The 13,555-nt window shown below is 60.3% G+C and carries 12 protein-coding genes, 1 tRNA gene and 1 other RNA gene; 5 read left to right on the top strand and 9 right to left on the bottom strand.

Features of this window, described 5'->3' with window-relative positions:
* Positions 1-2: 2 nt before the first annotated feature.
* From uvrC to B1781_RS10370, 5 genes are all read right to left on the bottom strand, one after another.
* Positions 3-1,829 carry an excinuclease ABC subunit UvrC gene (uvrC, locus tag B1781_RS10390; protein WP_078119607.1) on the bottom strand — a complete coding sequence of 609 codons (1,827 nt, stop codon included), beginning with the start codon at positions 1,827-1,829 and terminating at the stop codon, positions 3-5.
* Positions 1,830-1,893: 64 nt separating this feature from the next.
* On the bottom strand, positions 1,894-2,529 hold the full coding sequence (locus B1781_RS10385; protein ID WP_334223957.1) for a uracil-DNA glycosylase: 636 nt from the start codon (positions 2,527-2,529) through the stop codon (positions 1,894-1,896).
* Positions 2,526-3,173 (bottom strand): UvrY/SirA/GacA family response regulator transcription factor, encoded by a 648-nt coding sequence (gene uvrY, locus B1781_RS10380; protein WP_078119606.1) that lies wholly within the window; start codon positions 3,171-3,173, stop codon positions 2,526-2,528. Before uvrY ends, B1781_RS10385 begins: the two co-directional genes overlap by 4 nt.
* A gap of 710 nt (positions 3,174-3,883) precedes the next feature.
* The gene (locus B1781_RS10375; RefSeq protein ID WP_078119605.1) at positions 3,884-4,066 is read right to left on the bottom strand and encodes a hypothetical protein; all 183 of its coding nucleotides are present in this window, start codon (positions 4,064-4,066) and stop codon (positions 3,884-3,886) included.
* 76 nt (positions 4,067-4,142) lie between these two features.
* Entirely contained in the window at positions 4,143-4,814 is a 672-nt protein-coding gene (locus B1781_RS10370) for a Bax inhibitor-1/YccA family protein (RefSeq protein WP_078119604.1), read from the bottom strand.
* A 178-nt stretch (positions 4,815-4,992) separates the two neighbouring features.
* On the opposite strand from B1781_RS10370, the gene B1781_RS10365 reads away from it, so the two are divergent.
* Positions 4,993-5,082: transfer RNA gene (locus tag B1781_RS10365), tRNA-Ser, on the top strand.
* A 201-nt stretch (positions 5,083-5,283) separates the two neighbouring features.
* Positions 5,284-5,419, top strand: a non-coding RNA gene (locus tag B1781_RS10360) — RtT sRNA.
* Between the two features lie 250 nt (positions 5,420-5,669).
* Here the strand turns inward: B1781_RS10360 and serS are convergent.
* The 4 genes from serS to B1781_RS10340 form a co-directional block, all read right to left on the bottom strand.
* Positions 5,670-6,947 (bottom strand): serine--tRNA ligase, encoded by a 1,278-nt coding sequence (gene serS / locus B1781_RS10355; protein ID WP_078119603.1) that lies wholly within the window; start codon positions 6,945-6,947, stop codon positions 5,670-5,672.
* Positions 6,948-6,952: 5 nt separating this feature from the next.
* A complete protein-coding gene (locus B1781_RS10350; protein WP_078119602.1) occupies positions 6,953-7,261 on the bottom strand; it encodes a DUF190 domain-containing protein in 309 nt (102 codons plus the stop codon).
* On the bottom strand, positions 7,258-7,632 hold the full coding sequence (crcB, locus tag B1781_RS10345; protein ID WP_174575405.1) for a fluoride efflux transporter CrcB: 375 nt from the start codon (positions 7,630-7,632) through the stop codon (positions 7,258-7,260). The genes B1781_RS10350 and crcB overlap by 4 nt, the downstream gene beginning before the upstream one ends.
* A gap of 70 nt (positions 7,633-7,702) precedes the next feature.
* Complete coding sequence (locus B1781_RS10340; protein WP_078119601.1) at positions 7,703-9,046, bottom strand: replication-associated recombination protein A; 1,344 nt, start codon at positions 9,044-9,046, stop codon at positions 7,703-7,705.
* 416 nt (positions 9,047-9,462) lie between these two features.
* On the opposite strand from B1781_RS10340, the gene B1781_RS10335 reads away from it, so the two are divergent.
* The 3 genes from B1781_RS10335 (at position 9,463) to B1781_RS10325 (ending at position 13,548) form a co-directional block, all read left to right on the top strand.
* Positions 9,463-11,460: an FAD-dependent oxidoreductase gene (locus B1781_RS10335; protein ID WP_164513333.1), complete on the top strand. Its 1,998-nt coding sequence runs from the start codon at positions 9,463-9,465 to the stop codon at positions 11,458-11,460.
* Positions 11,461-11,471: 11 nt separating this feature from the next.
* Positions 11,472-12,875, top strand: coding sequence for a cytochrome c3 family protein (locus B1781_RS10330; protein WP_078119599.1), 1,404 nt, complete (start codon positions 11,472-11,474; stop codon positions 12,873-12,875).
* 64 nt (positions 12,876-12,939) lie between these two features.
* A complete protein-coding gene (locus tag B1781_RS10325) occupies positions 12,940-13,548 on the top strand; it encodes a Tll0287-like domain-containing protein (RefSeq protein ID WP_078119598.1) in 609 nt (202 codons plus the stop codon).
* The last annotated feature ends 7 nt before the right edge of the window (positions 13,549-13,555 follow it).

Here is a 13,555-nt window from a genome sequence, read left to right as displayed (position 1 = left end):
ATTCATTTATCGCCGTGAAAAGCCGCATAGATTTCCTGTGCGAGCTTGTCACTGATGCCTTCGACGGTACTTATATCTTCAATTCCGGCGCGTGATAGGCCTTGCAGGCCACCGAACTGTTTCAACAGCCGCGCGCGCCTTTTCGGCCCGATGCCTTGAATATCTTCAAGTACCGATCGCGTCTTGGCTTTGCCGCGACGCTGTCGGTGACCGGTTATTGCAAATCGGTGCGCTTCATCGCGGATCTGTTGGACCAGGTGCAGCGCAGGTGAATCAGCAGGCAGTATAAGAGGCTCTTTTCGACCCAACAAGAACAACTGTTCCATACCGGGCCTGCGGTCCGGCCCTTTCGCCACGCCCAGCAGCAGCGGGCCTTCAACACCCAGCTCGCCAAGGATGTCGGCAGCCGCCGACAGCTGCCCCAAACCGCCGTCGATCAACAGCACGTCGGGCAACTTGCCCTCGCCGCTCAGTATGCGCTGGTAACGGCGTTCGAGCGCTTGGCGCATGGCGGCGTAGTCGTCACCCGCTGTAATGCCACGGATATTGAAGCGCCGATAGTCGCTCTTGCTCGACGCACCATCAACGAATACCACACACGAGGCAACGGTCTGATCGCCTTGGGTGTGACTGATGTCGAAACATTCCATGCGTGATGGCGGCTCGTCCAGTTCCAGGGCCTGTTGCAGAGCATCCATGCGCGCACGCGAACCGCCGGCACTGGCCAGGCGGCTGGCCACGGCCAGCGCGGCATTGTCAACAGCCATCTTCAACCATCGCGCGCGCTCGCCACGAGGCTTGGATTGGATACTCACCTTGCGATCGGCCTGCAGGCTAAGCGATTCCTCCAGCACCGCGCGATCTTCCGGCTCGACGTTTACCAGGATCTCGTGCGGGACCGCTTTGCCCAGGTAATGCTGCGCCAGAAACGCCGATGCGATCTCACCCGGATCGGCGCCGTCGCCCGTGCGTGGAAACAAGGCTTTGTTGCCCAGGTTTCGCCCCTGACGAACATAGAACAGCTGGACACAGGCCACGCCGCCATCACTGGCGACCGCCACGATGTCGAGATCGCCGCGTTCGCCACTGACGTACTGCTTTTCCTGCACCTTGCGCAGGTTGCTGATCTGATCGCGCAGGTGGGCAGCCTCCTCGAACTCCAGAGCCTCTGCGGCCCGTTCCATCTTGGACACCCAGCGTTCGATGACATCGGAGGCTTTGCCTTCGAGAAACAGTTCGGTATCGCGGACATCCTGGGCATACGCCTCGGGGGTCACGAAATCGACGCAAGGGGCGGTGCAGCGCTCGATCTGGTATTGCAGACAAGGTCTCGAACGATTGCGGAAATAGCTGTCTTCGCACTGGCGCACGGGGAACAGTTTCTGCAGCATCTTCAGCGTATCCCTGACGGCCCCGGCGCTCGGATAGGGGCCGAAATATCGCCCCTTGGCTTTGCGTGCGCCGCGATGGAAAGCCAACCTTGGGAATGTTTCGTCCGACAGGAACAGGTAGGGATAGCTCTTGTCGTCACGTAGCAGCACGTTATAACGCGGCCGGTGCTCCTTGATCAGATTATTCTCAAGCAGCAGCGCTTCGGCTTCGGTATGGGTAGCCGTGATCTCGATGTGATGGATCTGACTGACCATGCTGGCGATACGCCGATTGCTGGCGCGGGTGAAATAGCTGCCGACCCGTCGGCGCAGGTTCTTGGCCTTGCCGACATACATGATCTCGTCGCCCGCGTTCAGCATACGGTAGACGCCCGGGCTCGTGGTCAGGTTACTCAGGAAGGTCTTGTGGTCGAATTTGATGGCGCTATCGTCAGTCACGCGCCTAGTTTACTGTGCGCCGCAGGGCTGTTCAGCTGAATCGCGCTTTATCGCTTTGGCAGACTTACCCGGCCAACACCTTGGCGCGCGCAAAAACCGATTCGAACATCTCCGTCGTCAATCGGCGGGTCTGTGTGTTGTAGCGGCTGCAGTGATACGAATCGATCAAGGTCAACTCACGCGGCAGCCGATGTTCGGCGCCGTGCGCAAACGGCGCATCCTTCTGCGCGACGCCCAATGCGGCCACGATCGACTTGTGCGCGATCGAACCCAGGGCGATCACTACGCTGCCTTCCTTGAGCGCCTGCAGTTCCTCGGCCAGAAAGGCGCGACAGGTGTTGATCTCTTTGCCGACAGGCTTGTTCTGCGGCGGCAGACACTTGACCGCATTGGTTATTGCGCATTTTTTGAGACGCAGGCCGTCGTCGGCCGACACGGATTGCGCGCGATTGGCGAACCCGAATTTGTGCAGTGTCTGGTACAGCAGTATGCCGGCATGGTCGCCGGTGAACGGGCGGCCGGTGGCGTTGGCACCATGCATCCCGGGCGCCAAGCCGACCACCAACACGCGCGGGTGTTTCGCGCCGAACGGCGCCACGGGTCGACAGTGATAATCGGGATAATCGGCCTTGACGCTATCAAGAAATCCCGCCAGCCGCGGACAGCGCCGGCAGCCCGGATCGAACATCGCCAGGCTCATTGGTTGGAGCTGTCGAGGAGACCGTGCCGGATCGCCAAATGCGTCAACTCGACGTCATTGGCGACGTCCAGTTTTTCGTACAGACGATGTCGATAGGTACTGACGGTTTTAGGGCTGAGAAACAAGGCATCCGATATCTGTTGGGTACCCTGCCCGCGCGTAATCATCATCATGACCTGCATCTCGCGAGCCGACAGGGTGCTGAGCGGCGACGACTCACCGCCGCTGCGGAAGTTCGCCAGCGTGAGTTTCTGCGCAACGTCGCTCGAGATGTAGTGCTGCCCCTTCATCACGACCCGGATCGCCTCCAGCATCTCCTCAGACCCGCTGCCCTTGGAGATGTAGCCGCGCGCACCGGCATCCAGCAGCTGGTTCGGAAAAGGGTCATCGCTTAACACGGTGACCGCAATCACCTTCACCCCGGCGGCAATCTGCAGGATCTTGCGCGTCGCCTCGATACCGCCGATACCGGGCATGTTCACGTCCATCAGGATCAGGTCGGGCGGATCGTCCCTAACCGCCTTGACGGCGTCTTCACCGTTGGAGTATTCGCCGACGACAACCATGCCATCCTGGTTCTGCAGGATGCTGCGCACCCCTGCACGAAACAGGTCGTGATCGTCGACTAGCAATATGCGGATCATGGGCAGAAGATAAACGGAAGTTTTGAGCCGGGCGATTATTACTTTTTTTATATTAGCACGCCAAGGTACTTTGCGGCCGTGTGCAGCCTTTTGCGTACCTCGTCGCAAGCACCCTTGAAGACCCTGGGGTGAGCACTTGGGTGCATACCTCCGCGCCTTCTGAATCGCCAATCGCTGTCCGGCATGCGGCCAACCTAAAACAGCGATTTCGGGATGAGTCGCAACTCGCCTTACCTGCAACTTTGTGGGGCTCGCCATTGGCGCAGCGGCGATCATTCGAACGAAAAGGTGGAAGGCATCGCGCAGAAGAGTCGCCAGACGCCAACCGTTTCGTCTACACGCATCGGTCCGGGAAGAATTGCCGGTGTCGTCGACACCCGAGAACACCCTGCGGTCAAAACGCTTGGATATCGCGTGTTCGACCTATCGACCGTGCCGATATGGGCGCAATACGCTCCACTATGGTGTCCAGGCTTTTGTCCTATGCCTAAGCCGCTCGATCGAGTCGCACCGCCCAACGGCGAATCGTGGTCGCCATACGAATTCCGAGTAGCCCGTTTTCCGCACGTAGGACTGGTAAGTCAAAGAAGCACGCCTTGCCGCATGCGTGAGCATGGCCGGATCTGCGATTCAATCGAACTGGCGGCTCCGACTTACGTGTATCCGAGTTCAGCCGGTTTGCCAGGATCGATCAATCGATGAACGAACGTTCAGCGTACCGACATCACGAGCAGTGCGACCAGCGCCGCTACGGCCGCCAGCGGCAGAATCACAGCCTGCCAATCACCCTTTTCCGCCTTCGGGCTGTTGGCCGACCAATGCTTGTACGCCGGCCACATCACGAAAAGCATCATGACAGCGAAAACAACTGCCAGAATCTGCATCCAATCCATAGGGGGGTTCCTGACTCAAGGGCACAAAAAACCCCGGCGCGCTGGCCGGGGTTTTTCTAGGTATTACCGGCCGACCTTATTCGTCGCCCATGATCCCAAGGATGTTCAACAGATGAATGAAGATGTTGAAGATACTCAGGTACAGGCCGTAGGTCGCCATGATGTAGTTGGTCTCACCGCCGCGGATGATGCGGCTGGTGTCGAACAGGATGAAACCACTCATCAGCATGATCACGGCTGCCGAGATTGCCAGCGACAGGGCCGGCATCTGCAGGAAGATGTTGGCGATGATCGCGAGAAACGCGACGATCATGCCTGCCATCAGGAAGCCGCCCATGAAGCTGAAGTCACGCTTCGAGGTCAGCGCGTAACCCGACAGACCGAGGAAGATGATGCCGGTGCCGGCGAAAGCCGTTGCGATGATCTGCGGGCCATTCGGCAACGAAAGGTAAAGCGTGAGGACCGCACCCAGGCCGAATCCAAGCAGGCCGGTGATCGCAAAGATCACACCGATGCCGGCGCCGGAATTGGCGGTACGCGGCAGAACGAAGATACCCATGAGCATCGCCACAATCACAGCGATCAGGTAGGTGAACGGCGGCACACCGATGTACATTGAGACCATCGCCATCAGCGCGCTGAATCCCAGGGTGGCGGACAGCAGCAGGTAGGTGTTCTTGAGTACCTTGTTGCTGGTGGCTTCCACCTGGCCGCCACTATGTGCGACAACATTCTCGTAACGGTTCATTGCAAATTGCCTCCCAGGCAGTTGATGCGTTGAATTCTGATCTTCAGACCCAACCCTGGATCGAAGGTTCCGGACAGGATACCGGATAGCTTGGGCTAAGCCAAAGGCAATTCAAGTCGCAAAAGACGGTTGTATTATAAGGAAATTACGGTATCCTTCGGCCCCTCGCTCGATCGCCGGAGGGGTGGCAGAGCGGTTGAATGCAACGGTCTTGAAAACCGTCGTGGGTTAACGCCCACCGTGGGTTCGAATCCCACCCCCTCCGCCATATTGAAAAGGGTCCCATTAGGGGCCCTTTTCAATATTGGGGACAACGGGTTGCCCGATGAGAACCCATCGGTTCGAACAAGAAGGCAGGAAGCCTTCTTGACGCCGCTTGCGGCGCCCGCAGGGCGAGGACCAGGGAAGGTCCGAGTCAATCCCACCCCCTCCGCCATATTAAAAAGGGTCTCATCTGAGGCCCTTTTTAATATTGGGGATGGCGGGTGCCCGGTGAGAACCCATCTGGTTCGACGCAGCCGCCAAAGGCGGCAAGAACGTCGCCGCACCGCGGCGGCGGCCCGAAGGGTGAGCGCGCAGCGCGAATAATCCCACCCCCTCCGCCATATTCAAAAGGGTCCCATCAGGGGCCCTTTTCAATATTGGGGACAGCGGGTTGCCCGGCGGGAACCCACCTTCTCCTATCGACGCTACAAGATGGGCCGAGACCAACCCATCGATAAAAGCAAGCGCCGCTCACTGGTAAGACAGGCACGCGCCCTCGCCCATTTCGGCTGCCGCAGAATGCCTTCCCTATCCGACAGCTGGCACACCAACCCGCACAAACTGTTCGCGGATCGCTGAGCAGGCGACCGATCAGGCGACCGCCAGCACCTCAACGCCGCCCATGTAAGGTTTCAGCACATCCGGCACCCGCACACTGCCATCGGCCTGCTGGTAGTTCTCGAGCACCGCGACCAGCGTACGGCCGACGGCCAGACCCGAGCCGTTGAGCGTGTGCACTAGTTCGGGCTTGCCGGTCTCGGGATTGCGCCAACGCGCCTGCATGCGCCGCGCCTGGAAATCGCCCATATTCGAACACGACGAGATCTCGCGGTACTTGTCCTGGCCGGGCAGCCACACCTCGATGTCGTAAGTCTTGGTTGCCGAGAATCCCATATCGCCGGTGCACAACGTAACCACGCGATACGGCAAGCCCAGTTTCTGCAGGATGGCCTCGGCATGGCCGGTCAGCGCTTCGAGCGCTTCGAACGATTCTTCGGGACGCACCACGTGCACCAACTCGACCTTGTCAAACTGGTGCTGACGGATCATGCCGCGGGTGTCCTTGCCGTAGGCGCCGGCTTCCGAGCGGAAACACGGGGTATGCGCCACGTAACGGCGGGGCATATAGCTGTCTTCAACGATCGCGTCACGCACGATGTTGGTCAGCGGCACCTCGGCCGTCGGAATCAGGTAGTAGTCGGTGTTCTCGAGGCGGAACAGGTCTTCGGCAAACTTGGGCAGCTGGCCGGTGCCGAAAAGACTGTCGGCATTGACCATGTAGGGCACATAGGCCTCGGTGTAGCCATGTTCGGTGGTGTGTACATCGAGCATGAACTGGGTCAGCGCGCGATGCAGCCGCGCCAGCGATCCGCTCATCACCGCGAAACGCGAGCCAGTCAGCTTGGCCGCTACGTCGAAGTCCAGCATGTCGAGCCCGGCACCGAGATCGACATGGTCTTTCGGTTCGAAATCGAACGCGGCCGGCTCGCCCCAACGACGCTCCTCGCGGTTATCGTCTTCGTCCTTGCCTTCGGGCACGCTCTCGTGCGGCAGGTTGGGCGTGCTCAAGGCGATGTCGCGCAACTGCTCCTGCACGTCGTTCAACGCATCGTTGGCAGCTTTCAGCCGATCGCCGAGCGTCGCGACCTCATCGAGCAGCGGCTGAATGTCCTCGCCCGCCGCTTTCGCCTTACCGATCGATTTCGACTTGGTGTTGCGCTCGTTTTGCAGGTCCTGGGTGTCGACCTGCAAGGCCTTGCGCTTCGCTTCGAACTCGGCAATCCGTGTGGTGTCCAGTTCGAAACCGCGTCGCGCGAGCTGACGCGCTACGTTGTCGAGTTCGGTTCGCAGTAATTTCGGGTCCAGCATGTCTCTCAGTCCAAATTGGCTCGTGCAGACCAGGAAACCACATGCCCCGGGCCTACCATTTCTTTAACGGCTCTCAATACGTCGACGACCTTTTCCGGCCGGTCGAAAAATTCGACGATCACCGGCAGATCCAGCGACACATCGAGCAGTCCTGCTTCGTGCAACTGGCCGGAGCGGCCGAAACCGGCGATCCCGCGAAATGCGGTCACGCCTGCCACGCGATGCTCTTTGTGCAGCAGGTCGATGATCTTTTGATGCTGGCGATCCTTCTCGCTGCAATACACGCGCACCATGGTGACGTCGATCTGTTTCATAGTTGCCTCGCAAGCATTACGCCCAGAAATGCGGCGCCCACGCAGGCGACCACGCTGATCAGCATATTCAACGCCGCTTTGACATAGTCGGCCTGCTCGATCAGGTTCAGCGTCTCGATCGAAAAGGTCGAGAAGGTGGTGAAAGCCCCCAGGAAACCGACCAGGGCAAATGCCCGCCACTCGGCGCCGAGCGCCGAGCGCTCGATCAGCACGATGTACAGAAACCCCATGACCAGCGAGCCGACCACGTTGACCGCCAACGTGCCGTACGGAAAACCGCGCCCCAGCCACGCATACACGGCGCCGGACATCCAAAAGCGCATTAACGCGCCCATGGCACCGCCGGCAGCAATCGCGAATGTCTGGATCAAATCGGCGCTCGATCATCGAAACCCGGCATTCTACTTGAACCCTTCATCCGGCTACAGGGGGCCTCGGCGGTCAACCGTCGGACGGCGATTTGCCCGCCTTCTCATCCAACGCGCGCAATTGATCGAGTTTTTCGCCGATCTTGATTTCGAGACCGCGGTCGACCGGATGATAGAAGCGACGCGCGGCGAGTTCGTCGGGCAGATAAGTCTCACCGGCGGCATAGGCCCCAGGTTCATCGTGGGCGTAGCGGTAGGCTTTGCCGTAGCCCAGTTCTTTCATCAAACGCGTCGGTGCGTTGCGCAGGTGGATCGGTACTTCCAGCGAACCCGACTGCTTGGCAGCGGCCATCGCCTCGTTGAAGGCGCTGTACACCGCGTTGCTCTTGGCGGCGCAGGCGAGGTAAGCGACTGCCTGGGCGATTGCCAGTTCCCCCTCAGGACTGCCGAGACGCTCCTGAACCTGCCAGGCGTTCAGTGCGAGTTCCAGGCCGCGCGGGTCGGCGTTGCCGATGTCTTCGGATGCCATGCGCACGACCCGGCGTGCGATATATAAAGCATCGCAACCGCCATCGAGCATGCGACACAACCAGTACAACGCACCGTCGGGCGATGAGCCGCGTACGGATTTGTGCAAGGCGGATATCTGGTCATAGAACGCCTCGCCACCTTTATCGAAGCGCCGGACCTGCCCCGCAACCACTTCGCCGACGGCTTCGTCGTCGATTCGGCCGTCCGTTGCCAGATCCGCAGCAATCTCCAGCAGGTTGATTGCACGTCTGGCGTCGCCGTCTGCGGCATCGGCCAGCAGTTGCATCGCAGTGTCGCTGATCTTCAGTTTCAGCTCACCCAGCCCGCGCTCGGTGTCGTTGAGGGCCCGATTCAGCAACGCCTCGATCGCGTCACGCTGCAACGACTTGAGCACGTAGACACGCGCACGTGATAACAGCGCATTGTTCAACTCGAACGATGGGTTCTCGGTGGTCGCGCCGACGAACAACAGCGTGCCGTCTTCGACGTGCGGCAGAAACGCGTCCTGTTGACTCTTGTTGAAGCGGTGCACCTCATCGATGAATAGCACGGTTCCCTTGCCGCTCTGCGCCCGTATCTGGCGCGCCTTATCGACGGCAGCGCGAATGTCTTTCACACCCGCCAGCACAGCCGACAGGGTTTCGAATGCATAGCCGGATCGACCCGCCAACAGACGCGCAAGCGTCGTCTTGCCGGTACCGGGTGGTCCCCAAAAGATCATCGAATGCAAACGCCCGGTCTCGATCGCACGGCGCAATGCCTTGCCCTCACCCAGCAGGTGCTCCTGCCCCATGTATTCCTGCAATGTCGCCGGGCGCATACGGTCGGCCAGCGGGCGCCCCTGCAGTGCACGGTCCGGGTCGTCGAATAAATCGTCTGCGTACATAGCGCGCTATTGTATCCGTGCCCATGTATTCGATGCGCCACAATTGCGCCTGCCACCACGCGATCGCGCCGCACAGGCGCACTGTTTGAGGGCCCAAGGCGAAATCACGTGCACTGACTTAGCTCAATTTGCAATGTAGTTCGCATCTGGGCGAACCGTCTCGCCAAAGCTAAACCGTTGAACAACAGACGATTTAATCCGTATCTTAAGTTCTGGCACCGCATTTGCTATTTCGTTAGACAGCAAGCAGCAACGTTGCTGCGGCGAACACAATCTGGTTGACCAACGTTGGTCATTAGGCAAAGGCGCCCTTGCATCTGCGTAACCGCAGATTGCATCGGTGCCTTTTTTGTTGTTCGCCGTTTCCGTTGCTTGCCCCATTGATGTTTGCCAGTAGTGGAAGTTTGAGCAGTCACATGAGCCAGGTCGCAGAAGCGCTGAGCCCCTCGCAGGCAGCCGAAGCATCGGCACCGGTCGCCCCCATCGTGGTCGTCGGCAACGGCCCGGTCGGTATGCGCGTGGCTCGCGAGTTGCTGCAGCGGCTGCCCGGGCAGTCCGTCATCATCTACGGCGACGAACAACACGAACCCTACAACCGCGTCCGTTTGTCATCCTGGCTCGCCGGCGAGGTCGACTGGCAAGGTCTGGCACAACCGCTTGATCCGCCGCTCGGCGCATGCTTCGAAGAACGCATCGGCTACCGGGTCGAATCGATCGATCGCGACCACAAGCGGATCACCGACAACAGCGGCCAGGTACAACCGTATTCCAGATTGATCCTGGCGACGGGGTCGTCACCATTTGTGCCGAATATCCCAGGCATCGACAAGAGCGGCGTGTTCACCTTCCGCGATCTCGACGACACCAACAAGCTGCTGGCTCGCCGGGTCCGCAGCCACCACACCGTGGTTCTCGGCGGCGGTTTGCTCGGTCTGGAAGCGGCGCGCGGTATGCAACGCGCCAACACGCAGGTAACGGTCGTCGAACATGCAGACCGCCTGCTCGGTCACCAGCTCGACGAAGACGGCGCTGCCGAACTGCAACACGACGTGGAATCGCTGGGCGTTCGGGTCGTCATCGGCGACGGCGTCGCCGAGGTGCTGGGTGGCGAACGTGTCACCGGTGTTCAACTGCGCTCCGGCCTGACGATCAAGTGCGACACGATCGTCGTCGCGACCGGCATCCGCCCCAATATCGGCTTGGCGAAGGAGTTCCATCTCAAGTTCGGTCGCGGCATCCAGGTCGATGACCGTATGCGCACCTCCGACGACGATATCTATGCCGTCGGTGAATGCGCCGAACACCGCGGCGAGGTCTACGGCCTGGTCGCACCGGGCCTGGAACAGGCCGCCGTTGCCGCCGCCGATATCGCCGGCATCGAAAGTCACTACGCCGGTTCGGTCGCTGCTTCGCGCCTCAAGGTGGTCGGTACCCAGGTGTTCAGCATGGGACCGATGGGCGCCGGCGAGAACCGGCACAACGGCAAGGCCTATGTGTACCGTGATGACGACAAAGGCATCTACCGCAAGATTCTGGTCAAGCAACATCGACTGATCGGCGCGATCGGCATCGGCGACTGGAACGAAACCGTCCGGCTGCAGACCTTCATCGGTCGAACCGCTGTCATCTGGCCCTGGCAGATCATGCGTTTTCTGCGCACCGGTTTCATCTGGCCGGCCGAAGACAGCCAGAGCGTCGCTGCCTGGCCGGCAACAACCATCGTGTGCCAATGCACCAACGTCACGCGCGGCACCTTGAGCGACGCCATCGCCAAGGGGGCCTGCACCACAGAAGCGGTCTGCAAGGCCACTGGCGCCAGCTCGGTCTGCGGCTCATGCAAGCCGCTGGTCAACGATCTCATCGGCGGCGGCGCACTCAAGCCCGTCGCGTTATCGCGCACCCTGCTCGTCTCCGGCACCATCGCGTTGATCGGTGCACTGCTGATGCTGTTCGCGCCAGCCATCCCCTATGCCGATTCAGTGCAGCACGCGTGGCACTGGGACGTGCTGTGGCGCGACGGCCTGCTCAAACAGATCACCGGCTTTACGATTCTCGGCCTGTTCGTCATCGGCTTGCTGGTTTCGCTGCGCAAACGCACCCCCGTGCTCAACCGCCTCGGCAAGTTCGATGGCTGGCGCCTCGCCCATATCGTGCTGGGTCTGCTGGTGGTGGTCACGCTGCTCGCACACACCGGCCTGCGTTTGGGTAACGGCCTGAACTTTCTGCTGATGGCGAGCTTCAGCCTGATGCTGCTGCTGGGGGGCTTCTCCAGCGGCGTCATCGCACTTGAACACCGTATCGGCGGCGCGATCGCGACCCGTCTGCGCCGACAGAGTGTGTGGTTTCACATCCTGTTGTTCTGGCCCGTACCGGCATTGCTCGGCTGGCACATCTTCAAGACGTACTGGTACTGAGCGGCGCAGACATGGCGAAGAAGTCAACGATGAAGCTGTGGTTGCTATGGATTGTCGCCAGTCTCGGTGCGGCCGGCGCGTTCGGTTACGTGATGTTCGAGGCAGGTGACAAAACCGTGTTCATGCCGGGACCGCTGAGCAACGGCCATCACCAACTCGCCGACGCCTGCGACAGCTGCCATACCGATCCGCTCGGTGGTGGCGAGGTGCTGCAGCAGGCTTGTATCGATTGTCACGGTGAGGAACGCGTCAAACCGCACGATTCACATCCCCGCACCAAGTTTAAAGACCCGCGCAATGCTGACCGCCTGGAAAAGATCAATGCCCTGCAATGCGTGAGCTGTCACGTCGAACACCGGCCGGAGATCACGCGCAAGAATGGCGTTACGCAGCCTGTCGATGTCTGCTACCACTGCCACGTGGATGTCGGCGAAAACCGACCATCGCATGTCGGCATGGCATTCGATACCTGTGCCAATTCAGGCTGCCACAACTTTCACAACAATCGCGCCCTGTATACCGACTTTCTCGTCAAGCATATGGACGACGCCGACTTGAGCGACAAGCCCAAGGTACCGCTGCGTGAGTTCGGCTCGGTCATCGACGAGATCATGGAGTACCCACGCGACCACTATCCGGTCGAACCGCTCACCCTGGCCGACAAAGACGCGCCGCCCGAGTTCGCAGCCGACGAAGAGATCGATCGCGACTGGTTGGAGACGGCGCATGCCAAGGCCGGCGTCAATTGCAGTGCCTGCCATCAGCCGCGCGATGCGCAGGGCGAGCTGACCGCCTGGGTCGACAAACCGGGTGTCGAGGGCTGCAACAGCTGCCACAACCACGAAGTCGCGCGCTTCAAGCTCGGCAAGCACGGTATGCGCCTGGCCGCCGACCTTTCACCGATGCGTCCCGACATGGCACGCCTGCCGATGAACGACAAGGCAGCACATGCCGAACTGACCTGCAACAGCTGCCATGGCGGCCACCGCTTCGACGCCGCCTACGCGGCGGTGGATGCCTGCCTCGCCTGTCACAACGATGAGCACTCCGTGGCCTACGAGGCATCGCCACATGCCGAACTGTGGCAGGCCGAAGTCGGCGGCAAGGCGGATGCCGGCACCGGCGTGTCATGTGCAACGTGCCACATGCCGCGCATCGATTTCGACGTCAACGACTGGATGAGTCGCAAGCTCGTCGATCACAACCAGAGCGCGACGCTGTCACCCAACAGCAAGATGATCCGCCCAGCCTGCCTGCATTGTCATGGCCTGGGCTTTTCGATCGATGCGCTGGCCGATCAATCGCTGATCGACAACAACTTCACGGGCCGACCGAGCAGACATGTCGAATCGCTCGATCTCGCACGCGCCGACCAGGAACGCTATCTGCGCGAAAAAGCCGAGGCCGCGCAATGAATCCCAACGCCGGCGAAGACCGGCATTTCGTTCTCCGGAACATTCGTAGTCAGAAGGTAAAGTAATGAAACAACACAGCCGCAAAAACATGATCGCTCTCACCTTGCTCGGCGCAGTCGCCACCGCGACCGGCGTTAGCGTTGCCGAGGACGTTGCCGACAAGCCGATGATCTCTCCGAAGACCATGGCCGATGCCCTGCACCTGGTTATGGACTCTGACCGCACCGTATACACGCAGAAGATCGTCAACCGACTCGCCAAGAAAGAGAAAGTGATCACCGCCAGTGAACACTTCGAAGATGAGAAGGCACTGGTGCTGCCCGCCCAGATGTTCCGCTTCGGTTCAGAGCTGGTTGCCAAGCGCGCCGAGAAGCTGCCGGATGTGAAATTCAGCTACTCGCTGCAGTCCATGTGGCCGGTGAACAAGCAGAACGCACCCAAGACCGAGGCCGAAAAAGCCGGTCTGAAATTCGTTGCCGATAACAAGGGCCAGAACTACTACACCGTGGAAGAGCTCGGCGGCACCAAGTACTTCACCGCTGTCTACGCCGACACGGCAGTCGCACCGGTCTGCGTCTCTTGCCACAACGACCACAAAGATACGCCGCGCCGTGATTTCAAACTCGGTGACGTGATGGGTGGTGTCGTTATCCGCATCCCGGTTGAAGGCTGATCCCGTG

Origin of the sequence: Thiosocius teredinicola (assembly GCF_002009425.1) — a bacterium.
Taxonomy (GTDB): Bacteria; Pseudomonadota; Gammaproteobacteria; order Chromatiales; family Chromatiaceae; genus Thiosocius; species Thiosocius teredinicola.
Note: the sequence above shows the minus strand (reverse complement) of the source record. Positions and strands in the feature narration are given on the sequence as shown.

Coding starts and splice junctions, on each gene's coding strand:
- B1781_RS10385 (WP_334223957.1), bottom strand. CDS start 2,529: ATGAGCCTGGCGATGTTCGATCCGGGCTGCCGGCGCTGTCCGCGGCTG.
- serS (WP_078119603.1), bottom strand. CDS start 6,947: ATGCTGGACCCGAAATTACTGCGAACCGAACTCGACAACGTAGCGCGT.
- B1781_RS10370 (WP_078119604.1), bottom strand. CDS start 4,814: ATGAACCGTTACGAGAATGTTGTCGCACATAGTGGCGGCCAGGTGGAA.
- B1781_RS10375 (WP_078119605.1), bottom strand. CDS start 4,066: ATGGATTGGATGCAGATTCTGGCAGTTGTTTTCGCTGTCATGATGCTT.
- B1781_RS10335 (WP_164513333.1), top strand. CDS start 9,463: ATGAGCCAGGTCGCAGAAGCGCTGAGCCCCTCGCAGGCAGCCGAAGCA.
- B1781_RS10350 (WP_078119602.1), bottom strand. CDS start 7,261: ATGAAACAGATCGACGTCACCATGGTGCGCGTGTATTGCAGCGAGAAG.
- B1781_RS10340 (WP_078119601.1), bottom strand. CDS start 9,046: ATGTACGCAGACGATTTATTCGACGACCCGGACCGTGCACTGCAGGGG.
- uvrY (WP_078119606.1), bottom strand. CDS start 3,173: ATGATCCGCATATTGCTAGTCGACGATCACGACCTGTTTCGTGCAGGG.
- B1781_RS10330 (WP_078119599.1), top strand. CDS start 11,472: ATGGCGAAGAAGTCAACGATGAAGCTGTGGTTGCTATGGATTGTCGCC.
- B1781_RS10325 (WP_078119598.1), top strand. CDS start 12,940: ATGAAACAACACAGCCGCAAAAACATGATCGCTCTCACCTTGCTCGGC.